Source organism: Nonomuraea sp. NPDC001699 (assembly GCF_053596455.1).
This window is the reverse complement of sequence record NZ_JBSFGF010000018.1, coordinates 108556-131604: the sequence shown is the minus strand read 5'-3', so window position 1 is coordinate 131604 and position 23049 is coordinate 108556. Positions and strand designations below refer to the sequence as shown.

Annotated in this window: 21 protein-coding genes; 16 read left to right on the top strand and 5 right to left on the bottom strand. The window is 73.9% G+C overall.

The window, feature by feature from the left end:
• Nucleotides 1-21: 21 nt before the first annotated feature.
• Together ACWCSU_RS38310 and ACWCSU_RS38305 are read right to left on the bottom strand one after the other, a co-directional pair.
• Complete coding sequence (locus ACWCSU_RS38310; protein ID WP_449941732.1) at nt 22-2211, bottom strand: transglycosylase domain-containing protein; 2190 nt, start codon at nt 2209-2211, stop codon at nt 22-24.
• A gap of 162 nt (nt 2212-2373) precedes the next feature.
• Nucleotides 2374-3492 carry an SRPBCC family protein gene (locus tag ACWCSU_RS38305; RefSeq protein WP_397043693.1) on the bottom strand — a complete coding sequence of 373 codons (1119 nt, stop codon included), beginning with the start codon at nt 3490-3492 and terminating at the stop codon, nt 2374-2376.
• A 311-nt stretch (nt 3493-3803) separates the two neighbouring features.
• On the opposite strand from ACWCSU_RS38305, the gene ACWCSU_RS38300 reads away from it, so the two are divergent.
• The gene (locus tag ACWCSU_RS38300; RefSeq protein WP_449941730.1) at nt 3804-4856 is read left to right on the top strand and encodes a DUF6221 family protein; all 1053 of its coding nucleotides are present in this window, start codon (nt 3804-3806) and stop codon (nt 4854-4856) included.
• A 19-nt stretch (nt 4857-4875) separates the two neighbouring features.
• On the opposite strand, the gene ACWCSU_RS38295 is transcribed toward ACWCSU_RS38300, so the two are convergent.
• On the bottom strand, nt 4876-5355 hold the full coding sequence (locus ACWCSU_RS38295) for a proteasome activator (RefSeq protein WP_357693636.1): 480 nt from the start codon (nt 5353-5355) through the stop codon (nt 4876-4878).
• Nucleotides 5356-5470: 115 nt separating this feature from the next.
• Between ACWCSU_RS38295 and ACWCSU_RS38290 the strand changes: the two genes are divergently transcribed.
• The 7 genes from ACWCSU_RS38290 (at nt 5471) to ACWCSU_RS38260 (ending at nt 10897) form a co-directional block, all read left to right on the top strand.
• Nucleotides 5471-5833: a hypothetical protein gene (locus ACWCSU_RS38290; RefSeq protein WP_357693634.1), complete on the top strand. Its 363-nt coding sequence runs from the start codon at nt 5471-5473 to the stop codon at nt 5831-5833.
• Nucleotides 5834-5915: 82 nt separating this feature from the next.
• Nucleotides 5916-6167 (top strand): hypothetical protein, encoded by a 252-nt coding sequence (locus ACWCSU_RS38285; RefSeq protein WP_357693632.1) that lies wholly within the window; start codon nt 5916-5918, stop codon nt 6165-6167.
• Between the two features lie 120 nt (nt 6168-6287).
• Nucleotides 6288-6821, top strand: a complete 534-nt coding sequence (locus ACWCSU_RS38280) for a 2,4'-dihydroxyacetophenone dioxygenase family protein (RefSeq protein ID WP_357693630.1) — start codon at nt 6288-6290, stop codon at nt 6819-6821.
• Nucleotides 6822-6857: 36 nt separating this feature from the next.
• Entirely contained in the window at nt 6858-8099 is a 1242-nt protein-coding gene (locus ACWCSU_RS38275) for an MFS transporter (protein WP_397043698.1), read from the top strand.
• Entirely contained in the window at nt 8096-9145 is a 1050-nt protein-coding gene (locus ACWCSU_RS38270; protein WP_357693626.1) for a 2,3-butanediol dehydrogenase, read from the top strand. The genes ACWCSU_RS38275 and ACWCSU_RS38270 overlap by 4 nt, the downstream gene beginning before the upstream one ends.
• Nucleotides 9142-9876 carry an SDR family NAD(P)-dependent oxidoreductase gene (locus ACWCSU_RS38265; RefSeq protein ID WP_357693624.1) on the top strand — a complete coding sequence of 245 codons (735 nt, stop codon included), beginning with the start codon at nt 9142-9144 and terminating at the stop codon, nt 9874-9876. Before ACWCSU_RS38270 ends, ACWCSU_RS38265 begins: the two co-directional genes overlap by 4 nt.
• A gap of 55 nt (nt 9877-9931) precedes the next feature.
• Complete coding sequence (locus ACWCSU_RS38260) at nt 9932-10897, top strand: helix-turn-helix domain-containing protein (RefSeq protein ID WP_357693622.1); 966 nt, start codon at nt 9932-9934, stop codon at nt 10895-10897.
• Between the two features lie 14 nt (nt 10898-10911).
• Here ACWCSU_RS38260 and ACWCSU_RS38255 read toward each other — a convergent pair whose 3' ends face one another.
• Nucleotides 10912-12372 carry an IclR family transcriptional regulator domain-containing protein gene (locus tag ACWCSU_RS38255; protein WP_449941727.1) on the bottom strand — a complete coding sequence of 487 codons (1461 nt, stop codon included), beginning with the start codon at nt 12370-12372 and terminating at the stop codon, nt 10912-10914.
• A gap of 129 nt (nt 12373-12501) precedes the next feature.
• Between ACWCSU_RS38255 and ACWCSU_RS38250 the strand changes: the two genes are divergently transcribed.
• The 8 genes from ACWCSU_RS38250 to ACWCSU_RS38215 are packed head-to-tail and all read left to right on the top strand — an operon-like array spanning nt 12502 to nt 20041.
• Nucleotides 12502-13257, top strand: coding sequence for a CoA transferase subunit A (locus tag ACWCSU_RS38250; protein WP_449941725.1), 756 nt, complete (start codon nt 12502-12504; stop codon nt 13255-13257).
• Complete coding sequence (locus ACWCSU_RS38245; RefSeq protein ID WP_449941723.1) at nt 13254-13883, top strand: CoA transferase subunit B; 630 nt, start codon at nt 13254-13256, stop codon at nt 13881-13883. Before ACWCSU_RS38250 ends, ACWCSU_RS38245 begins: the two co-directional genes overlap by 4 nt.
• Nucleotides 13880-15028: a thiolase family protein gene (locus tag ACWCSU_RS38240; RefSeq protein ID WP_364087194.1), complete on the top strand. Its 1149-nt coding sequence runs from the start codon at nt 13880-13882 to the stop codon at nt 15026-15028. The genes ACWCSU_RS38245 and ACWCSU_RS38240 overlap by 4 nt, the downstream gene beginning before the upstream one ends.
• Before the next feature lie 5 nt (nt 15029-15033).
• The gene (gene pcaH, locus ACWCSU_RS38235) at nt 15034-15786 is read left to right on the top strand and encodes a protocatechuate 3,4-dioxygenase subunit beta (RefSeq protein ID WP_449941721.1); all 753 of its coding nucleotides are present in this window, start codon (nt 15034-15036) and stop codon (nt 15784-15786) included.
• Complete coding sequence (pcaG, locus tag ACWCSU_RS38230) at nt 15783-16307, top strand: protocatechuate 3,4-dioxygenase subunit alpha (protein WP_449941720.1); 525 nt, start codon at nt 15783-15785, stop codon at nt 16305-16307. The genes pcaH and pcaG overlap by 4 nt, the downstream gene beginning before the upstream one ends.
• Complete coding sequence (pcaB, locus tag ACWCSU_RS38225) at nt 16294-17484, top strand: 3-carboxy-cis,cis-muconate cycloisomerase (RefSeq protein ID WP_449941718.1); 1191 nt, start codon at nt 16294-16296, stop codon at nt 17482-17484. Before pcaG ends, pcaB begins: the two co-directional genes overlap by 14 nt.
• 2 nt (nt 17485-17486) lie before the next feature.
• Nucleotides 17487-18584 carry a bifunctional 3-oxoadipate enol-lactonase/4-carboxymuconolactone decarboxylase PcaDC gene (gene pcaDC, locus ACWCSU_RS38220; protein ID WP_449941800.1) on the top strand — a complete coding sequence of 366 codons (1098 nt, stop codon included), beginning with the start codon at nt 17487-17489 and terminating at the stop codon, nt 18582-18584.
• Entirely contained in the window at nt 18581-20041 is a 1461-nt protein-coding gene (locus ACWCSU_RS38215) for an aldehyde dehydrogenase family protein (RefSeq protein WP_449941716.1), read from the top strand. The genes pcaDC and ACWCSU_RS38215 overlap by 4 nt, the downstream gene beginning before the upstream one ends.
• A gap of 83 nt (nt 20042-20124) precedes the next feature.
• Here the strand turns inward: ACWCSU_RS38215 and ACWCSU_RS38210 are convergent, their stop codons facing one another.
• Nucleotides 20125-23019, bottom strand: a complete 2895-nt coding sequence (locus ACWCSU_RS38210) for a M36 family metallopeptidase (protein WP_449941715.1) — start codon at nt 23017-23019, stop codon at nt 20125-20127.
• Nucleotides 23020-23049: the final 30 nt, after the last annotated feature.

Here is a 23049-nt window from a genome sequence, read left to right as displayed (position 1 = left end):
TGCGGGAGCGGTGCGTGCCCGTCACCCGAGTTCCTCCGCGTCGAGCTCGCCGAGGCCCTGCTCTCCCGGGTCAGGCTCCCCCAGAGCGGGTTCTCCCGCGTCGGGACGGTCGGCGTCCCCGCGGGGACGGGCGGGCGCGCAGTCGTCGCCGCAGCCGCCGAAGCGTCCGGTGTCGATCGGCGCGAACGGCGTGGCGGGCACGCCCTTCAGGGCCGCCGTCATCGTGTCCTTCCAGATCGGCCCCGGCAGCGAGGCCCCGGCCACCAGGGGGAAGTACCGGCCGCCGATCGTGGTGTTCACCAGCTTGTGCCGCTGCGAGCCGCGCGGGTCGCCGATGCTGACCGCGCCCGCCAGATCCGGGGTGAACCCGGCGAACCAGGCGGAGGCGTACCCGTCGGTCGTGCCGGTCTTGCCCGCCGCCGGACGGCCGATGCCGCCGACGCCGCGCATCGTGCCCTTGGTGAACACGCCCGACAGGATGTGCGCGGTCGCGTCGGCGATGCCCGGGTCGAGCGCCTGCCGGCACGACGGCCGGTACGAGGTCGTCCGGCCGGGGCCGGTGCCGGAGGCGGTGATCTTGGTGATCGCCATCGGCGTGCAGTACTTCCCCTGGGCGGCGATGGCGGCGTACGCGTTGGCCACCGTCACCGGGTCCATCTCGTTGATGCCGAGCGTGAACGTCTCGTACTCCTGGAGCTTGCGCCCGTCGGCCCGGAGGGCGCCGAGCGACTTGGCCGTCTCCACCGTCCGGCACAGGCCCACCCGCTGCTCCAGCGCCATGAAGAACGTGTTCACCGACCCCCACGTGCCGGTGCGCAGCGTCTTGAACCCGGGGGTGCCCTCGTCGTTGGTGACCGTCCAGGACGGGTCGCCGACGCCGCCGCCGGCGCAGTTCTTGAAGGCCGCGGCGGAGGGGGCGTTGTAGCCGTTGCCGACGGTGATGCCGTCGTCCACCTTCATGCCCTGCTGGAGCGCCGCGATCAGGGTGAACGTCTTGAACGTCGAGCCCGCCTGGAAGCCGATCAGCCCGCCGTGCCGGGCGTCGGCCACCGCGTTGTAGGAGATCTGCTTCTTCCTGGCCGAGGAGCCGTAGCCGCGGCTGGCGGCCATGGCCCTGATCGCGCCGGTGCCGGGCTGGACCAGCGCCTCGGAGGCCAGGGCGTTGTCGGTGGCGTCGACGTGCTTCTTGATCGCCCGGTCGGCGGCGGCCTGGGCCTTCGGGTCGAGCGTGGTGTAGATCTTCAGGCCGCCCTGCGCGAAGGCGCGTTCCCTGGCCTGGCGCGTGCCGCCGAAGGCCGGGTTGATCAGCAGCTCGCGCCGGACGTACTCGCAGAAGTACGGATAGTCGCTGTCGCCGCAGCCGTTGGGCAGCCGGACGTCCTTGAACCCCAGCTTCTTCGCCTTGGCCGCGGACGCCTGCTCCGGCGTGATCCTGCCGAGCTCGGCCATCCGGTCGAGCACCACGTTCCGCCGGGCGCGCAGCAGCTCGCGGGCCTTCTTGCCGCGGCTCGGGTCGGTCGTGTTCGGGTCCTGCACGGCGCCCGCCAGCGTGGCGGCCTGGGCCAGGTCCAGCCGGGACGCCGGGACGCCGAAGAAGCGCCGGGCCGCGGCCTGCACGCCGTTGGCCCCCGCCCCGAAGTAGGCGATGTTGAGGTAGCGGCGCAGGATCTCGTCCTTGCCGTACTTCTTCTCGACGCCCATCGCGTAGCGCAGCTCCTTGAGCTTGCGGGCGTAGCTGGCCTCCAGGGCCTTGTTCTTGTCCTGCTCGGTGTCGGCCGCGTTGAGCAGGACCTGCTTGACGTACTGCTGGGTGATGCTCGAACCGCCCTGGCTGAGCCGGTCGGAGCTGAGATTCTTGACCAGGGCGCGCACCGTGCCCTCCACGTCGATCGCGCCGTGCTCGTAGAACCGGTCGTCCTCGATGGCGACGACCGCCGTCCGCATCACCTCGGCGATCTGGTCCAGCCGGACGATCTCCCGGTTCTGGTCGTAGAAGCGGGCGATCACGTTGCCGCGGGCGTCGTACACGGTGGAGGTCTGGGAGAGCGGCGGCTCCACGAGCGCCATCGGCTTGAGGTTCAGCTCCTCGGTGGCGGAGACGACCAGGCTGCCGGTGCCGCCGACGGCGGGGAGCGTGATCGCCGCCGTCAGCAGCCCGGCCGACACCGCCGCGACCGTGAGCCGGGCGACGTTCGACAGGCGAGTGGGCATGCGGGAGCACCTCCGGGCGGGAACATGGGTGAGCCCGGACATGACAACACAGGACAAAAGACGCTGTCCAAGACCGATATCAACTTTGCGGTGATATCGATTTCGATATCACCACAGCGTGCGGGCCACGCGCGAGCACCCGTCGCGCGTGGCCGCCTGGCGTCAGATCATCGTCGGCGCAACCGGCTGCACCTGGTTCTCGACGTGCTCCTTCAGCCGCATCAGATCCTGCCGCAGCTTGCGCGCGGGATGCGCGCCGAGCAGTCCGGCGATGGCGTGCCCGGCCGCCCCTGCGATGGGGTTGTAGCACAGATGGACCTGGACGCGCGTCCTGCCGTCGGCCTGGGCGTCCACGCGCAGCACGCCGCTGTGGGCGATGAGCTCGCCCTCGGTGGACTTCCAGGCGATCTCCGCGCCCTCCTCGCGCCTGGTCTCCGTGGCCGTGAAGCGGATGCGCGTCCCGGCCGGGCCCCTGATCACCCAGTGGGAGCGCAGTTCGTCGGCCGACAGCCGCACCTCCTCCACGTCCGGCATGAAGCGCGGGAACAGCGAATAGTCGCTCACCAGCGGCCACACGGCCTCCAGCGGCGCCGCGATCGAGACGGCCGCGTTGACGTGGATCGCCTCGCGGCCGGCGTTGACGCCGGTGAGGCGGCGCAGCGGCAGGTTCGTCGCCGCCCGGACGGCCAGCGCGGACGCGGCGCAGCGGGTCAGCCAGGACAGCGGCCCCGGCAGCTTGCCGGTCATCGCCCAGATCGACGCCGCGGCCCCGCCCGCGAGCAGCCTGGTCGTGGGCGACCAGCGCTGCTGCATCAGCTCGGGCACCGCCTTGCGCCGCCTGCCCTGGCCCTGCAGCCGGGGCGAGTCGGTGCCGTCCCTGTGCACGTGCCAGTTGGTCTCGACGTGCTTGACGCCCGGGATACGGCGCACCTTCTGGCGGGCGCGCTCGTCCTCGCCCGCGAGCACGTCGCCGGTGAGCGTCACGACGCGCTCGTGCACGTCGACCTCGACGGCGTGCGGGTGGCTGATGTGGCGGCCCAGTTCGGCGCGTACCCGCTCGTGCAGGACGCGGTCGTCGGCGGTGCCGCCGGTCAGGCGGTACCTGGCCGCCGCGGCCGATCCGCGGCCCCTGTTGGACAGGTCGCGGCCGAGCACGCCCAGGCCGTCGCGCATCTCGTGCGTGGCGTGCGAGCCCTTGTCCCGTACGCGGGCGCGGCGCGTACGGCCGCGGTCCGGATCCAGCAGGTACGTCACCGCGGCCCCGGCGCACGCGCCGAGCACGGCCGCGGCGATCGGATGGGACCGCCTTCGCGACTCCGTGTGGACGATCTGAATGCGCCGCGGAGCCTGTTGCCGCGATTCTCCGCCGGTTTTCCGCAGTTCCCCGCGGATTTTCCGCGGTTCCCCGTTGCTGGAGCTCATGCCCCGAAAAGCAGTCGTGCGCATGACCACAATCCCCCTCGCTCGCACTACCCGCTGGCCGTGGCCTACCCCGCAGGTCACAGCGCTAACGAGGGGGTCTTCGGGAGGCGTTGGTCGTCCTCGATATCGGGCATAAAGGTATAAGCGGTGATTTAAGGGGAGTTTTTACGATGAATAGTACGGTTCGCACCGCGACGCAGGCGTTCTGGATCGACGCCGGGCACGGCGGTGGGCAGGAGCACTACGGCGAGCAGCTGCGCAGGTGGCGGCACGCGTTCGCGGCCACGGGCGGGGAGCCGGGCGCGAGCGGCGTCACGCTGGATCCGCTGCACTTCGCGCTGGCCGCCTGGGAGGTGGCCACCCGGCCGGTCGCCGATCTGCCGTACGTGCGCACCCATCCCCGCGTCCTGGATGCGACCTGCCACCGCGCCGAGGACGCCCGCGACCCGCTGGCCGTGGTCGAACTCGCCGCGCCGCCGCCCGTCCCGCTGCCGGACGGCTGGTCGAGCTGGCGGCACGTGGGAGAGCAGGCGTACGCGGCGGGCACCGAGGGCGCGCCGACCGTGCTGAGCACGCTGGAGCTGCGCATTCCGCTGTCCGGGGACCGGCTGCCGACGCCCACCCGGCCGCGCGCCGAGGGCCTGCCCAACCTGGACGACGCCCAGGCGTCCCTGGAGGCGTTCGTGGCCGAGCTGAACGCGGCGGTCACCCCGTTCCTGCGCGAGCTGGACGGCGCCGAGGGCGTCCTCGACACCGGCGGAGCGTCGCTGGCGCAGTGGCTGCGTACGCAGATCGAGGCCGACAAGGCCACCGCGGAGGCGGCCGGCGCCGGGGCCTGGCGCTACCTCACCGCCTCCGGCCCCGTCGCGGCCCCGGTACGCCAGGGTCCGGGCGGCGCGCGGCGGCTGGAGTTCGGCGGCGGACGGGCGGTCACCCGCATCGGCTTCCACGACGACGACCTGCTCCACCCGGTCGAGGCGATCCACATCGCCCTGCACGACCCGGCCGACGCCATCGCCCGCTGCGGCGCGGAGCTGGCGCTGCTGAACGAGCACACCCCGCCCCTGACCGCCGGGAACGCCGGGGAAGCCGGGGGCGCCAGGGAGGCGGCCTGCCCGCTGTGCGGCGAGGCCGCCGGATCGCCCTGCCAGACGCTGCGCCACCTCGCCTACGGCTACCGCCTCCGCCCCGGCTGGCGCCCCGAATGGAGCCCCTCCCGCTGACGGCCCGAGCCCTGACCGTTCAGAGGTAGTTGCCCTCGCCCTGGACGCTGGCGCCCTCGGGGAGGGGCAGGGCGCGGCCGGCGTGCAGGCCGAGCTGCTGCTGGCGGGCGGCGGCCTGCTGGAGCTGGAGCCCGGCCTGGATGCCCTGGAACACGCCCTCCAGCCAGCCCACGAGCTGGCCCTGCATGACCCGGATCTCCATCTCCGTCGGCGTCGCGCCGTCCGGGGTGGGCCGCAGGCGCTCCAGCTCGTCGCGCAGCTCCGGCGCGACCGCCCCCGCGACCTCCTTGATGGCCTGCTCGTAGATGCGGTGCATGCGCTCCCGGGCGCGCTCCTCCAGGTGCACGCCCTTGGCCTCCTCCAGCAGGCTGCGGGCCATCGCGCTCACGCGGAGCAGGCGCGCGGGCTCCTCGACGCGTTCGATGTCCGCCTTCACGGCATCGCGCAGGTCGTGCTCCCGCTGCTCGTCCCCAGAAGCTGGATGCGGCGTCGTCGTCATGTCCTCAGTCCTCGTTCACGCAGGTGGGCGGCTCGTTACCGCCAGCAACAGCCCTTCCCGGTGCCCCGCCGTTCACTCGTGGGAGCGGCCGGAATCCTGGGTAGGGGTCACCCTCATGAACCGGCAGAATGACGATCCCGAAGACGAGTTCTTCGCCCCCGTGCTGCGCGAGCCGCCGCCCCCGGACGAGATCAGCCGTTCCGGCGTGGTGAGCGACACCGGCGTGCCCGGCGTGCACGGCGGCGGCGAGGGGCACTGGTCCCCGCACCCGCCGCCGTCGAACGCGCTCGGCCTGCGCCTGCTGGCCGCCGCGCTGCTGCTGCTCGCCGGGATCGTGCTGGCGGTGCTCGCGGTGCTGGCCGGACGGCTTCCGCTGGCGCTGCCGCCCGCGATCCTGGCCGTGGCCGCCGCCGTCTACCTGGTGGTGTTCGCGCGGCGCCGCGCCCGCGACGACGGCGGCCCGCCCACCTTCGGCTAGCGTGCGGACGCCGGCGGGGTCGCTGCCTGGGGTTTCGGGTCGCTTGTGGGGGTACACGCCCGCTGAGGAAAGAGGAGCCGTGATGTCTCTCATCGACAGTGACTGTGTACGCAAGCTGCTGGAGTCCGAGCACGCCGACGCGACGCTCGTGTTCGTCCGGGGCGACTGCGTCGTGCTGCGGGCCGCGGAGATCGACGACGCCCACCGGGGGCTCGTGATCGCCAGCCGCGAGGACGTCGTGTCCCAGCTCCCCGACGGCGCCGCGACGAGCGGGCAGGCCCTCGACGACCTCGCCGTACGGCTGGACAACGTGGTGCGCGACCTGGGCGCCTGAGCCGCGGCGAGCCCGCCCGCATGTCCTGAATATGCAAGCCGCCACGTCCACCAGGCGAAAGACGGCGTCGGCCCCACCGGGATTCACTTCCGGGAACACGACACGAAAGGGGCCGTTCACATGCCTGACAACCCTGCCGGCGAGTTCTGGAAGGACCTGCGGCCGATCGAGAACTCCTTCCGGCCGGACGCGCTGCCCGAGGTGTACCTGTCCAAAGTGGCCACCGACGACGACCGGTACTACGTGCCGTTCACCGAGACCGTCGGCTCCCGGCCGCTGTGGATCAACGTCAAGGACAACAGCTGGGCCGACATCCTGCGGGCCAAGGAGGCCGGGCTGGTCAACCGGCACTACCACCCGCACGAGGTGTTCGCGTACACGATCTCCGGCAAGTGGGGCTACCTGGAACGCCCCTGGACGGCGACCGCCGGCGACTTCGTCTACGAGGCCCCCGGCGAGGGCCACACGCTGGTCGCCTACGACAGCGGCGAGCCGATGAAGACGTTCTTCATCGTCAAGGGCCCCCTGGTCTGGCTGGACGAGAACGGCGACCCCGACGGCTTCTTCGACGTGCACGACTACATCAAGATGTGCCGCGAGCACTACGAGAAGGTCGGCATCGGCGCCGACTACGTCAACTCCCTGTTCCGCTGACCGCCGCCCCGCCGCATCCCCCGAAATGAGAACGTCATGACCGACATCGCGGCCGCGCCGGACACCAGGGCCGCCGACCGGTACGAGAACCGCCTCCTCGTCATCCTCTTCCTGTCCTTCGGCTTCGTCTTCTTCGACCGGCAGGCGCTGTCGTTCCTGGCGCCGTACATGGACCAGGACTTCGGCCTGTCCAACGCCGAGCTGGGCACGCTGTCCGGCGTGCTCGCGCTCACCTGGGCGCTGGCCGGGATGTTCGCCGGCCGCCTGTCCGACGTGCTCGGCAGGCGCAAGCCCATCCTGGTCGCGGCCGTGGTGCTGTTCTCGCTGTTCTCGGCCTCGTCGGGGCTGATGGGCGGATTCGCCGGGCTGCTGGCCGCCCGCGCGCTGATGGGCACGGCCGAGGGCGCCGTGCTGCCGATGGCGCAGTCGCTCATGGTCGAGGCCAGCCGGGAGCGTCGCAGGGGCTTCAACATGGGCCTGTTGCAGGGCTCGTCGGCCGGGCTGCTCGGCGGCATCGTCGCGCCGCTGGTCGTGGTGTGGATCGCCGAGACCTACGACTGGCGGATCGCCTTCTACGTCACGATCGTGCCGGGGCTGGTGATGGCCGCGCTGATCGCGAAGTTCGTCCGCGAGCGGTCGCCGCGGACGGCGGCCGAGGCGCCCGCCAAGGAGCCCAGGGTGCCGCTGGGCGAGGTGCTGAAGCTGCGCAACATCGTCGTGTGCATGCTCATCGCCTGTTGCTACCTCACCTGGTTCGTCACCATCATCACCTTCACGCCGACGTACCTGACCCAGGTGAAGGGCTTCGGGCCCGGCACGATGAGCGGCGTCATGACCTGCCTGGGCGTGGCCTGGGTGCTCTGGGGCTTCGCCACCCCGGCCATCTCCGACCGGCTGGGACGCAAGCCCGCGCTGATCGGCTTCACCGCGCTCGCCGTGTTCTGCCCGCTCGCCGTGGTCTACGTCGAGAGCCCGGTGCTGCTCGGCGCGATCATGATCGTGACCTACACCGGGCTCGGCTGCTTCACCCTGTTCATGGCGACGATCCCGGCCGAGACCGTGCCGCGCGGCGCGCTGGCCACCGCGCTCGGCGTGATCATGGGCGTGGGCGAGCTGGCGGGCGGCTTCCTGGGCCCGATGGTCGCCGGCTGGGCCTCCGACCAGTGGGGGCTCCAGGCCGCGATGTTCATCGCCGCCGGTGGCGCGCTGGTCGTGGTGGGGCTCGCCTTCGCGCTGAAGGAGACGGCCCCCGCCGTGCTGCGCAGGGCGGCCGCGTGAGGGCCGCGGTCTGGCACGGGGCCAAGGACGTGCGGGTCGAGGACGTCCCCGTGCGCGAGCCCGGCCCGGGGCAGGTGACGATCGCGGTGGCGTACTGCGGGATCTGCGGCAGCGACCTGCACGAGTACGCCGACGGCCCGCACGCGATCCCCGTGGGCGAGCCGCACCCGGAGTCGGGCGTCCGCGCGCCGGTCGTGCTCGGCCACGAGTTCTGCGGCACGGTCACCGGGCTGGGCGCCGAGGTCACCGGCCTGGCCGTGGGCGACCGGGTCGCGGTGGAACCGCACTACCGGTGCGGGAGCTGCCCGCGCTGCCTGGCGGGGGAGTACAACATCTGCCGACATTTCGGTTTCGCCGGGTTGATGGGCCACGGCGGGCTCGCCGAACGGGCGACGGTGCCCGCGTACATGCTGCACCGGCTGCCCGAGGCGGTGCCGCTGGAGCAGGCGGCGGTGTTCGAGCCCGCGGCCGTGGCCCTGCACGCGGTGCGGCGGGCCGGCATCCGCGACGGCGACACCGTCGCGGTCCTCGGGCTCGGCCCGATCGGGCTGCTCGTGGCCCGCTTCGCGGCGCGGGCCGGCGCGGGCCGCGTCGTGGCCGCCGACCGCTCGCCCGCCCGCCTGGACCTGGCCCGCCGCCTCGGCGCGGAGGCGGTGCCGGGCGACGGCCTGGCCGAGGCGGTCGGCGGGGAGGGCGCGGACGTCGTCTTCGAGGCCGTCGGCTCGGAGGGCACGCTGCGCGCCTGCCTGGCCGCCACCAGGCGCGGCGGACGGGTGGTGTTCCTCGGGCTGACCGGCACGGTCTCCCTCGACGCCTTCGCCCTGGTCAACAACGAGCAGACGATCGTGACCAGCGTCGGCTACCGCGACGTCTACCCGGAGCTGATCCGCATGGTCGCCGAGGAGGGCGTGGACCTGGCCGCGATCGTCACCGCGACCATCCCGCTCGAACACGTGGTCCGCGACGGGTTCGAGGCGCTGCTGCGCGGCGAGGACCAGGTCAAGGTGCTGGTACGACCCCCTCACGACGAGGGGCGGCTCTCATGACCGACGGATTCGCCCCCGGGCTGTTCGCCGGACGGCACGCGTTCGTGACCGGCGGCACCTCCGGCATCGGCGCGGCGACCGCCGTGCTCCTCGCCGAGCTGGGCGCCGCCGTGACCGCGCTCGGCCTGCCGCCCGCCGACCCCGCCGAGCTGCCCGTCCACCCGCTGGTCCGGGTCGTGGAGCACGACGTGCTCGACCGGGGCGGCCTGGCCCGCCTGCTGTCGGCCGGCGACCCGCTGGACGCGCTGGTCAACTGCGCGGGCGTCAGCCACGACCGCGAGGAGTACGACCTGGCCCGCTGGCAGCGCGTCATCGAGGTCAACCTGACCGCCACCATGGTCGCCTGCCAGGCCGCCCGCCCCGCGCTGGCCGAGCACGGCGGCGCGATCGTGAACGTCTCCTCCATGTTCGCCTTCTCCGGCAGCAGGGACCGGCCCGCCTACAGCGCGAGCAAGGGCGGCGTCTCGCAGCTCACGAAGTCGCTGGCGGCCGAGTACGCCGCCGACGGCATCAGGGTCAACGCCGTCGCCCCCGGCTTCGTGGTCACCCCGCTGGCCCGCGGCGTGCTCGACGACCCACCGGCCCTGGCCCAGGTGCTGGCCCGCATCCCCGGCGGACGGCTCGGCAGGCCGCGCGAGGTGGCCACGGTGGTGGCGTTCCTGTGCTCGCCGGCCGCGTCGTACGTCACCGGGGCGGTCCTCCCCGTGGACGGAGGCTATCTGGCTGTGTGACATGTCACCTAAGCTGAGGGTCCCCCTGACAGGCACGAACGCGAGGAGGGTCGCCTTGTCCGCCGTCTCCGTGATCTCCCAGGCCACGACCGAGCACGTCGAACCCGCCGAGCGCATCCACTTCTGGGAGGACTACAACCGCAGGGCGCTCGTGGGCCTGTCGTGCACGTCGTACTCCGAGCACGGCCTGCTGGCCAGGCAGACCAACATCGAGCTGGCCGGGCTGCGGCTGGCCGAGATCGCCGGGAACGCCCACGCGATCGAGCGCAGCCCGCAGACCGTCAGGTCCACGCCGAAGGACTCGGTGTTCGCGACGCTGCTGCTCAAGGGCGAGGCGGTGTTCCTGCACGAGAACGGCTGCCTGGCGGCCACGGCGGGCGAGCTGGTCGTCTACGACACCCGCCGGCCGTACCTGTTCGGGTTCTCCTCCTCGATGCGGCAGATCCTGGTGGACGTCCCGCGCGACCTGTTCGCGCAGGCGTGCGTGGCGGGCGGGCTGCCGGGGCCGATGGTGTTCGGCAGGGGGACGGCGCGCGAGGGCGCGCTCGTGGCCGCGCTGCGCTCGATGATCGGCGGCCTGGCCGCCCTGCGGTCCGCGCCCGACCCGGCCGAGGCCGAGCGGGCCGTGCTCGACCTGCTCAGGCAGCTCGCCGAGGAGCGTACGGGCGGGCGTCCCGGGCCCGACGCCTACCGGTCGCAGCTCATCGTGGCCGAGGACTACATCGACCGGCACCTGCACGACCCGTGCCTGGGGGCGGCGCAGGTGGCCGGGGTCATGGGCATCTCCGTACGGCACCTGGCGCGCATCTTCGAGTCCACCGGCCGCTCGCCCGCCCGGCACATCGTGGAACGCCGGCTGGTCCGGGCGCACGCCGAGCTGACCGGCCCCGGCGCCCGGGAGACCACGATCGCCGACGTGGCGCACCGGTGGGGCTTCTCCAGCCAGGCCCACTTCGCCCGGCTCTTCCGCACCCGGTACGGGCTGACCCCGAGCGAGGCCCGCGCCGAGGCCACCCGCTAGCCGGAGGGCCGTCCTCAGGGAAGGCGGCCGGTGTGCGCGAGGTCGGCCTCCATGCGGGCGGCCGTCGTCCTGAGCTCGGGCAGCACGTCGCGCAGCAGGTGGTCGCGGCTGGCCCTGCTGGCGTGCGTGGCCACGTTGACCGCCGCCACCACGCGCCCGTCCGGCCCGCGCACCGGGACGGCGATCGACCGCACACCCTCCTCCAGCTCCTGGTCCACCAGCGCGTAGCCGTCGGCGGCGGCCTGCCGTACGGCCGCGGCCAGCCCTTCGGGCGAGGTGACCGTGCGCCGGGACAGCGGCTTCGGCTCGATGGCGGCCACCCGCTCGGCGGGCAGCCCGGCCAGCAGCACCCGGCCCATGGAGGTGGCGTACGCGGGGAAGCGGGTGCCGACCGTGATGTCGACGCTCATGATGCTGACCGTGGGCACCCGGGCCACGTAGACCACGTCGTCGCCGGACAGCACCGCGACCGACGCCGACTCGCGTACGCGGGCCACCAGGTCGGCCAGGTGCGGCTGTACCACCTCGCCGAACGTGAGCCCGGACAGGTGGGCGTAGCCCAGTTCGAGCACCTTGGGCAGCAGCACGTGGCGGTCGCCCTCGGCGGCGGCGTAGCCGAGGCCCTCCAGGGCCTGCACCGCGCGCCGGACCGTGGCGCGGGGCAGCCCGGTCGCCCGCGCGGAGTCGGCCAGGGTGCCGCCCCCGCGCACCGACCCGAGCGAGACCAGCACGGCCAGGCCGCGGGCGAGCGACCGGAGGTACCCCATGCCCAGCTCCTCCTTGACGGCCCGCGAGCCGTCGACGCCGGCGGGCGCGCGACGCGGCTCCCGGGCCCGGACGGCCAGGGCGGCCTCCATGTCCGCGACCGTGGCGCGCAGGCGGGGCAGGGCGTGCTCGCGCAGCCCCGCCATCGTGTGCCTGCTGGTGTGGCTGACCACGCTGACCGCGCAGACCGCCTTGCCGTCCGGGTCGCGGACGGGCAGCGCGACCGCGATCAGCCCCGGCTCGATGAGCTGGTCGTCCTCGGCCCAGGGCGCGCCGGGGTCGAGCAGCGCCAGCCCCGCCGCGCACCGCCCGGCGGGCAGCAGGTCGCCGACCCGGAAGGCCACCGACATCGTGCGCCGCCGGGTGAACTGGCCGACGAAGCGCACGCCGTCGCCGTCGCGCACGGCCAGGGAGACCGACTCGTCCAGCTCGGCGGCCAGCCGCTCGGCCAGGGGCGACAGGGTCTCCTGGAGGCCGTCGCAGGCCAGATAGGCCGCGCCCAGCTCCATCAGCGGCGGCGCGAGCAGCACGTCGCGGCCCTCGGCCCGCAGGTGACCCAGGTGCACGAGCGTGGCCAGCACGCGGTCGACCGTGGACCTGGCCAGCCCGGTGGCGCGTACGAGGTCGGTCGCGCGCATGCGCCGCCCGGGGTCGTCCGCCAGCACGCGCAGCACGGCGAGGCCGCGCTCCAGGGTCCCGGCCGGTTCCATCGGCGGCTCCTCGTCCAGATCGGGGGGCTTTGACAGGAACGCTCCCGTTACAGATACTCGAACCATAATAGTGAACTAAAGTTCGCAGAGCGAACACCTCGGCGAACTTGCTCGGCTGAACGGAGCGTCGTGCGGAGAGACAAGGTGGTCGCGACGGCCGCGGAGGCGCTGGCCGGCGTGCATGACGGCGCGTCGTTCGCGGTCGGCGGCTTCGGGCTCAGCGGCATCCCCAACGTGCTGATCCAGGCCCTCTACGACACCGGCGTGACCGGCGTCGGCGTCGTGTCCAACAACTGCGGCGTCGACGGCGGCGGCCTCGGCATCCTGCTGGCAGCCGGGCGCATCGCCCGCGTGACCGCCTCCTACATCGGCGACAACAAGGAGTTCGCCCGGCAGTACCTGGGCGGCGACATCGAGGTCGAGCTGACCCCGCAGGGCAGCCTGGCCGAGCGGCTGCGGGCCGGCGGCAGCGGCATCCCCGCCTTCTACACCCCGGCCGGGGTCGGCACCCCCGTCGCCGACGGCGGCCTGCCGCTGCGCCACCACCGCGACGGCACGGTCGCCGTCGCCTCGCCGCCGAAGGAGGTGCGCGAGTTCGACGGCCGGGAGTACGTCCTGGAGCACGGCATCCGCACCGACTTCGCGCTGGTCCGGGCGGCCAGGGGCGACCGGTCGGGCAACCTGGTCTTCCACCGCTCCGCCAGGAACTTCAACCCGCTGGCAGCCATGGCCGGGCGGATCACCGTCGCCGAGGTCGAGGAGCTGGCCGAGCACATCGACCCCGACGAGGTCCACCTGCCGGGCGTGTTCGTGCAGCGCGTACTCCCCCTCACCCCCGAGCAGGCCGCGGACAAGGGCATAGAGAAGAGGACGGTCACCGAATGAGCTGGACCCGGGACCAGATGGTCGCGCGGGCGGCGGCCGAGCTGCGCGACGGCGACTACGTCAACCTCGGCATCGGCCTGCCCACCCGCATCCCCACGTTCCTGCCCCCGGGCGTGGACGTGGTCCTCCACTCCGAGAACGGCGTCCTCGGCGTCGGCCCGTACCCCGCGCCCGCCGACGTCGACCCCGACCTGATCAACGCGGGCAAGGAGACGGTCACCGTGCTCCCCGGCGCGTCGTTCTTCGACTCCTCGTTGTCGTTCGGCATGATCCGAGGGGGTCACATCGACGTGGCCGTGCTCGGCGCGATGCAGGTCTCGGCCCGCGGCGACCTGGCCAACTGGATGGTCCCCGGCAAGCTGGTCAAGGGCATGGGCGGGGCCATGGACCTGGTGCACGGCGCGCGCAAGGTCATCGTGATCACGGAGCACAACGCCAAGGACGGCTCCCCGAAGATCGTCGAGGAGTGCTCGCTGCCCCTGACCGGCCGGCGGTGCGTGCACCGGATCGTCACCGACCTCGGCGTCCTCGACGTCACCGAACAGGGGCCGGCCCTGGTCGAACTCGCGCCAGGGGTGAGCCTGGAAGAGCTGCGCAACCGTACCGACGCGGAGGTCATCGCATGAAGGACGTCTACATCCTCGACGCCGTCCGCACGCCGTTCGGCCGGTACGGCGGCGCGCTGGCCGGGGTACGCCCCGACGACCTGGCCGCGCACGTCGTCGCGGCGCTGGTCGAGCGCACCGGCCAGGAGAGCGCCGACGAGGTGCTCCTCGGCAACGCCAACGGCGCGGGCGAGGAGAACCGCAACGTCGCCCGCATGGCCGCGCTGCTGGCCGGGCTGCCGGTCACCACGCCCGGCGCGACCGTCAACCGGCTGTGCGGCTCCGGCATGGAGGCCGTCATCCAGGCGTACCGGGCCATCGCGGTCGGCGACGCCTCGGCGGTGATCGCGGGCGGCGTGGAGTCGATGACCCGCGCGCCGTGGGTGCTGCCCAAGCCCGACCGCGCCTTCCCGGCGGGCGGCCAGGAGCTGGTCTCCACGACGCTCGGCTGGCGGCTGGTCAACCCGAGGATGCCCGCCGAGCACACGGTCGCGCTCGGCGAGGGCGCGGAGCTGATCGCCGACAAGCACGGCATCACCCGCGAGGAACAGGACGCGTACGCGCTGGGCAGCCACCGGAAGGCGGCCAAGGCGGCCCTCGACCGCGAGATCGTCCCCATCGCCGGCCTGACCAGGGACGAGGGCATCCGCGACGACACCTCCGCCGAGGCGCTGGCCCGGCTCAAGCCGGTGTTCAGGAGGGACGGCGGCACGGTCACGGCCGGCAACTCCTCCCCGCTCAACGACGGCGCGGCGGCGCTGCTGCTGACCGACGAGGAGGGGCTTCGCGGCCGCGAGCCGCTGGCCCGCATCACCACGAGCGCCGCGAGCGCGCTGGAGCCGCGCTACTTCGGGCTCGGGCCGGTCGAGGCCGTGCGCAAGGCGCTGGCCAAGGCGGGCAAGGGCTTCGGCGACCTGTCGACCGTGGAGCTGAACGAGGCGTTCGCCGCGCAGGTGCTCGGCTGCCTGGCCGAGCTGCCCGAGCTCGACCCCGCCCTCGTCAACCCCGACGGCGGCGCGATCGCGATCGGCCACCCGCTCGGCGCCTCCGGCGCCCGCGTCACCGGCGCAGTGGCCCACCGGCTGGCCGCAGCCGGGTCGGGCGTCGGGCTCGCCTCCCTCTGCATCGGCGTCGGCCAGGGGCTGGCCGTCGTACTCGAAAGGTAGCGTCCATGTCCGAACCACTCACGCAGGCCGACATCGACCGCGAGATCGCCGCGCTGAGCGAGGCCCGCGGCGACCGGCCGGCCGACCACCCCGCGCGCGACTACGCCCCGTACCGCAGCACCCTGCTGCGTCACCCCAAGCAGCCGCTGGTCGCGCTGAAGGACCCGGAGGCGAGCGAGCTGTCCGGCCCGGTGTTCGGCGTCACGGACGTGACCGCGCTCGACTCCGACCTGACCCGGCAGCACCTCGGCGAACCGCTGGGCGAGCGGATCACCGTGACCGGCCGCGTGCTCGACCGCCAGGGCCGTCCGGTACGCGGCCAGCTCGTGGAGATCTGGCAGGCCAACGCCGCGGGCCGCTACCTGCACCAGCGTGACGACCACCCGGCGCCGCTCGACCCCAACTTCACCGGCGTGGGCCGCTGCCTGACCGGCGACGACGGCGAGTACCACTTCACCACGATCAAGCCCGGCCCCTACCCCTGGCGCAACCACCTCAACGCCTGGCGGCCCGCGCACATCCACTTCTCGCTGTTCGGCACGGCCTTCGCCCAGCGGCTGGTGACCCAGATGTACTTCCCCGGCGACCCGCTGTTCCCCTACGACCCGATCCTGCAGTCGGTCACCGACGACGGCGCCCGCCGGCGGCTGGTCTCCACCTACGCGCACGACCTGTCCAAGCCCGAGTGGTCGCTCGGCTACCGGTGGGACATTGTGCTCGACGGGCCCGCCGCGACCTGGATGGAGGAAGGCCGATGAACCCCACGCCCTCGCAGACGGTCGGCCCGTTCTACGGCTACGCGCTGCCCTTCCCCGGTGGCGGCGACCTCGCCACCGGCGGCATCACCGTGCACGGCCGCGTCTACGACGGCGCCGGCGACCCGATCCCCGACGCGCTGCTGGAGTTCTGGCAGGCCGACCCCACGGGCGACCTGTCCGGCGCGCCCGGCTCGCTGCGCCGCGACCCGGTCGACGGCGCGGTCATCGGCCGGCACGGCGTCGACTTCACCGGGTTCGGCCGCGTCCCCACCGACGCCGACGGTCACTGGACCCTGCGCACGGTCGAGCCGGGCAACGGGTACATCAGCGTGTGCGTGTTCGCCCGCGGCCTGCTCCACCACCTGTTCACCCGCATCTACCTGCGGCCCGACGCCTTCCTCGACTCGTTGCCGCCCGAGCGGGCACGCACGCTGGTCGCGGTGGAGGAGCGGGAGGGCGTCCACCGCTTCGACATCCATCTGCAGGGCGAGAAGGAGACGGTCTTCCTTGACTTCGGCTGACCCCGTCGCGGGTGGTTCGGGGGATCTCGGGTTGCTCTCGCCCATGCGTGGCGGGGTCGAGGCGACCGGCGACGTGGCGGTCCTCCAGGCCATGCTGGACGCCGAGGCCGCGCTGACCCGGGTCCTGGCCGGGCTCGGGCGCGCGCCCCTGGAGGCGGCCGACGCCGTGACCGCCGCGGCCCGCGCCGAGCTGTACGACCCGGCCGGGCTGGCCGCGCGGGCCCGTTCGGGCGGCAACCCGGTCATCCCGCTGGTGGCCGACCTGCGCGCCGCCGCCGGGCCGTACGGGGAGCACGTGCATGCGGGCGCGACCAGTCAGGACATTCTCGACACCGCGCTCATGCTGGTCGCGTACCGGGCGCTCGGGCCGGTCCTGGGCGACCTTGACCGGGTGGTCGCCGGGCTCGCCACGCTGGCGCGGGCCCACCGCGACACCCTCATGGCCGCCCGTACGCTTACCCAGCAGGCCGTGCCGACCACGTTCGGGCTCAAGGCGGCGGGCTGGCGGAAGCTGGCCATCGACGCCGGAGACCGCCTGCGCGCCGCCCGCGAGGCCCTCCCGGCCCAGCTCGGCGGCCCGGCCGGCACCCTCGACCGCTTCACCGCCCCCGCCGACCCCGACGCCGACTCCGCCACCCCCGGTGGTGGCGGAGGGGAGGAGGCGCTGGAGGTGGTCCGGCGGTTCGCCGGCGAGCTGGGGCTGGCGGCGCCGACGTTGCCCTGGCACGTGCTGCGCACCCCCGTCGCCGACCTGGCCGGGGCGCTGGCGTTCACGGCCGGGGCGCTGGGCAAGCTGGCCGCCGACGTGCTGGTGTTGTCGCGTACCGAGATCGGCGAGGTGTCCGAGGGCGTCGGCGGCGGCTCGTCGTCGATGCCGCACAAGCACAATCCCGTACGGGCCACCATGATCGCCGCGGCGGCCCGCCAGGTCCCCGCCCAGGCCGCCGTCCTGTACGCCTCCATGGCCGCCGAGGACGAACGCCCGCCCGGCGCCTGGCACGCCGAATGGCAGCCGCTGCGCGAGGCGCTGCGCCTGGTCGCCGGCTCCGCCCGCGACGCCGCGGAACTGGTCGCCGACCTGCGGGTGCATCCCGGGCGCATGCGCGCCGCCTTGACCGTCGCCGGACCGCCCGGCGCCGCCGCCGCCCTGGTCAAGCGGGCGCTGGAGGAGGAGTGACGTTGTTGCAGCACCGGGTGGACGGCCCGGAACACGGTGAGCCGATCGTCCTCGGCCCGTCGGTCGGCACCTCGGCCCGGGTGTGGGAGCCGCAGGTCGCCGCGCTGGCCCGCCGGTTCCGCGTGGTCCGCTTCGACCTGCCGGGACACGGCGGCTCGCCGTCCCTCGGCGTGTCCACGATCGACGGCCTGGCCGGGCTCGTCCTGGAACTGGCCGACGACCTGGGCCTGGACGCCTTCCACTACGCCGGCATCTCGATCAGCGGCGCGATCGGCGCCACACTCGCCCTGCGCCACCCCGGACGCCTGCTGTCCCTGGCGATGATCTGCTCCTCGGCCCGCTTCGGCGAGCCCGGCGGCTGGCGCGAGCGGGCGGCGCTGGTCCGCGAGCGGGGCACCGCGCCGCTGCTGGAACCCACGGCCGGACGCTGGTTCGCCGGACCCCCCGACCAGGCGCTCCTGGACGACCTCGCCGCCGCCGACCCCGCCGGCTACGCCGCCTGCTGCGACGCCCTGGCCGGTTACGACCTGCGCGCCGAGCTGCCCGGCATCGCCGTCCCGACGCTGGTCCTGGGCGGCCGCGACGACCCCGCCACCCCGCCCGCGCACGCCAGGGAGCTGGCCGACGGCATCCCCGGCGCGACGCTCGTCGAGGTCCCGGGCGCGGCCCACCTGGCCGGCGTCGACCAGCCGGAACGGGTCACCGCCGCGCTGCTCGCGCACCTGCCCGCCACCCCCGGCATGCGGGTGCGCCGGGAAGTGCTCGGGGACGCCCACGTCGACCGGGCCGTCGCCCGTACCACCGCCTTCACCAGGGACTTCCAGGACCTCATCACCCGCTACGCCTGGGGAGAGATCTGGACCAGGCCCGGCCTCGACCGGCGCACCAGAAGCTGCGTCACCCTCACCGCGCTGGTCGCGCACGGGCACCTCGACGAGCTGGCCATGCACGTCCGCGCCGCCGTGCGCAACGGACTGACGGCCGACGAGATCGGCGAGGTGCTGCTGCAGAGCGCGATCTACTGCGGGGTGCCCGCCGCCAACGCCGCGTTCGGCGTCGCCCAGCGCGTCCTGACCGAGATATCAGGGGAGACCACATGACCATCACCCGTGACCTGCTGATCGGCGGCAAGAACGTCCCCGCGCAGGGCGGCCGTACGACCTCCGACCTGGCCCCGTACACCGGCGAGGTGTACGCGACCGTGGCCGCCGCGGGCGTCGAGGACGTCACGTCGGCCGTGGACGCGGCGCAGGCCGCCTTCGACGGCTGGGCCGCCACCAGCCCGTTCGCCCGCCGGGCGATCTTCCTCAGGGCCGCCGACCTGCTCCAGGAACGCGGCGAGCAGGCCGTGGCGCTGATGGCCGCCGAGGTCGGCGGCACCCGCCCGTGGGCCCTGTTCAACGTCGGGCTGGCCGCGAACATGCTGCGCGAGGCCGCCGCCGCCATCACCGCGCCGCGCGGCGACGTGCTCACCGCGCAGGAGGAGGGCGTGCTCGGCCTGGCCGTACGCGAGCCGCTCGGCGTGGTCGCCGCCTTCTCCCCGTGGAACGCGCCGATCATCCTCGGCGTGCGCTCGGTGGCCGCCGCCCTTGCCGCGGGCAACACCGTCGTCATGAAGCCCAGCGAGGACGCGCCGATCGCCTGCGGCCTGTTCGTCGCCGACCTGCTGCACGAGGCCGGGCTGCCCGCGGGCGTGCTCAACGTGGTCACCAACGACCCGGCCGACGCCGCCGTGATCGCCGAGGCGCTCATCGCCGACCCCCGCGTACGCGCCGTCAACTTCACCGGCTCCACCGAGGTCGGCCGGATCATCGGCACCCACGCCGCCCGCCACCTCAAGCCCGCCCTGCTCGAACTGGGCGGCAAGAACGCCATCATCGTCCTGGACGACGCCGACCTCGACCACGCCGTGGACGCCGCCGCCTTCGGCGTCTTCATGAACGCGGGCCAGATCTGCATGTCGGGCGACCGCGTGCTGGTGCACGAGTCGCTGGCCGGGGAGTTCGGTCGCAGGTTCGCGGACAAGGTGCGCGCGCTGCCCTCCGGCGACCCGTCCCGGCCGGAGACGGTGATCGGGCCCCTGGTCAGCGCGGACGCCGCGGCGCGGGTGGCCGGCCTGGTCGCCGACGCGGTCGACAAGGGCGCGACGGTGCTGGCCGGAGGCGGCGAGCCCGAGGGCGCGGTGCACCCGGCCACGGTGCTGACCGGCGTGTCCAAGCACGCCAGGTTGTACTACGGCGAGGCGTTCGGCCCGGTGTGCGTGGTCGGCACCTTCGCCACCGACGACGAGGCCGTGTCCCTGGCCAACGACACCGAGCACGGCCTGACCGCCGGGATCATCACCGAGAACGGCACCCACGGCCTGCGCGTGGCCCGCCGCCTGCGGACCGGCATCGTGCACGTCAACGACCAGTCCGTGGGCGACGAGCCGCAGGCGCCCTTCGGCGGGGCCGGCTCCTCCGGGTACGGCCGCTTCGGCGGCCGGTGGGGCCTGGAGGCGTTCAGCAACACCCGCTGGATCACCCTGGCGACCGAACAGGCCCACTACCCGTTCTGACGGCCCGGCCCGTTCCCACGAGCTGACCGCCCGGCCCGCTCCTGGGAGCGGCGGGCCGGTCGGTCAGCCGGACCGCCGCCGGGTCAGTGGGCGTACGCCTGGAACTCGGCGGCCCGCACCTGCTCGCGCGCCGGGCTCGCCGTGGCGCAGTCGGTCGCGGAGCCGGGGTCGGCGTCCTGCTCGCCCGCGTAACGCGGGTTGCCGGTGCACTGGCTGCTGACCACCCGCAACATCAGGTGGGTGGCGCTGGTCGGCGGCACCCGGAAGGAGCGCACCAGCAGGTCCGCGCCGCGCGGCCGGGGCAGCGTGGCGTCGAACGCGTCCGCCGGGCTGGTGTAGACCTTCCGGAAGCTCGCCGGGTCGGCGCAGTCGGCGGCGCAGGCCAGCACCTCGAACGCGCGCAGCGCCGAGAACCTGTTCTGCCCGCCCGGGTCGGCGGCGTCGCCGACGTCGGGCCTGAGCATCGCGCTCACCTGGACCCTGCGCACCGTGACCGGGCGATCGCCCGCCAGGTCCACGACGACCGACCGGCCGGCCGGCGCGCCGGTGCGCGAGGCCCAGTTCGTGGCCTCGGTGTCGTCGATCAGCCGGGCCTGGTTGACGCCGTCGCCGGTGGCCGTCGCGCCCGCCGCGGCCGAGGCGAGGTTGCGCGGCGGTGACAGCGGGAGCGGCAGCTTCACCCCGGCCACCACCGGGAACGTCAGCCGCGTGTGCCCGAACCCGGCCCCCGCCACCACGAACCGGTACGTGCCCGGCGTCATCTCCACGGTGTCGCCCAGCGGCGTGGCCGGGTCGGTGTCGGCGACCGGCACCGCGCGGCCCTCGTAGTCGCCCACGTAGAGCCGCAGGGCCGCGTCCTTGGCCTCGCCGAGCGGCTTGAGCTGGAGGAGGCCGTTGCGGCCGGCCGGGTCGGCGAAGCTCGGCGTCGGGTCGGGGTCGTTCGGGCCGTTGCTGGCCGCGCCCTTGCCTAGGCCGTGCTCGGCGAACGCCCGCCACAGGATGTCCTGGTTCGCCCCGTCGAAGCGGATGGCGTCGGCGGCCAGGATCGCGTCCCGGTGATCGACGTAGCTGACCGCGCCGGAGGCCATCAGCAGCAGGGCGTCGTACGAGAGCTGCGCCCACCGCCGGTTGCCCGGGCACCGGTCCACCGCCACCTTGCCGTCGGCGCAGTCGCGCTGCCGGGCGGGCGTGCCCTTGCCGTACCGCTTGACGAACGCCTCGCGGACGTCGAACTGGGTGGCGGTCCAGATCTCGCCGTCGGCGTGCACCTGCGCGCCGACCAGGTCGTAGGCGATGTCGCTGTAGTTCAGCGGCGACCTGGACATGTCGTAGTTGCGGATGCCGCGGGCGCGGTCGCCCGTGACGTACGGGCCGATCACGTACGGGGTCGCGCCGGAGGAGCGGAAGCCGTACTCGTTCAGGTACTCCATGGCGAACAGGTCGGAGGTGCTCTCGTTCATGGCGCCCGCCTGCGCGCCGCTCCAGCCGGCGTTCGGGCCGCCGATCATGCGGCCGGAGATGGCGTGGGTGTACTCGTGGCCGATGACCGACATGTCGTAGTCGCCGTCCACGCAGGGGGAGTAGAACGAACCGGCGATCGGCTGCCACAGGTACATGTTGGTGATCGGGGCGACGCCGTCGGGGCCGGTGATCTGGTTGGCGTTGTCGCGTACCGACGACACGCGCGCCCCGGCCTGGGCGTTGCCCTGCTCGGGGTCGTTGCCGAGCCCGCCGCGGTCGCCGTTGTCCACCTGCATGTTCCAGGCGGACTCGGTGAAGCCGAGCCGGTAGGACCAGTCGTGCATGCGGTTGTGCATGACGTTGAGGTTGGCGATCGCCGCCTCCAGGTCCGCCTCGCCCGGCTGGTCGAACGTCGCCGGGTCGCACTTGGCCCGGTTCCAGGTGTTGCGCCACGGGTAGACGTAGCGGCGGTCCGGGGAGGGCGCGTTCGCGCGGGTGCCGACGGTGAACGGGTCGCCGTTCGCGCGGTTCTCGTACGTCCGGGTGGCGTTGCCCGCGCTGGTCAGGGTCGGCGTGCCGGTGGCGTGGTCGACGTCCCAGGGGCGGCCGGTCGCCGGGTCGCCGCCGGTGGCGAGGTCGCAGCCGGGGCCGGCCGCCTGGCACCAGGTCCGCCGGGTGTCGGTGGAGGAGTAGTCGCCGGGCGGGTTGGCCGGGAAGGCGGCCCAGCGCGGGTTCTCGGGGTCGAACTGGTCGACCAGGTTCTCGCGGGTGAGGATGCCGCCGCTGACCGCGTCCACGTGGGTGGTGTAGGCCGCGGCCTCGCCCTCCCCGCCGCCGATCAGGACCACCTGGTACGCGCTGTGCACGCCGTCCGGCGCGGGCACGGCCACCTTCGTGACCTGCTTCGTCGTCGCCGTGGCCAGGTCGATGCCGCCGTCGCGGGCCGCGATCTCCAGGGCCCGCGCCTCGCTGATCGCGGCGGCCGGAGGCGCGGCCTGCTCGCGGGCGAGCGAGGAGGTCACGTGCCGCACCTTCCCGTGCGCGACGCCGACCGCGACGAGCCCGTCCACCCCCGCGGGCAGCCCGCCGAACTTCTGGCGCAGGAGCACGGCGTGACCGGCGCCGAGCGGGTTGACCGCGACCTTCTCCAGCCCGGCGACCTCCTCCGCCGACAGGCCGAACAGCGGCTCGTTGGCGGCCAGGTAGGCGCGGGCGGCCTTCTCGGGGTCCTCACCCAGGCCCTCGGCGAGCGGCGCCGCGCCGGTGACGACGGCGGGGGTGCCGAGGGCGTTCCAGCGGATCTCGGCGCCCGCGGCCCGCGCGGCGACCCCGGCGGGCGGCGGGACCCGGCCCTGCCGGTTGTCCAGGTCCGGCCTGCCGTGCTGCTCGGCCTGGAAGTCGTGGACGATCGGGGCCTGTCCGCCGGGTTCGCCCCGCGCGGCGCCGGTCATGGGGAGGGCAGCAGCGGTGACCGCGAGGGCGATCACGGCGCTGCGTAACCAGGGTCCATTCGACACAGTTCCTCCTGGGTGCAGAAGACGCGCGAT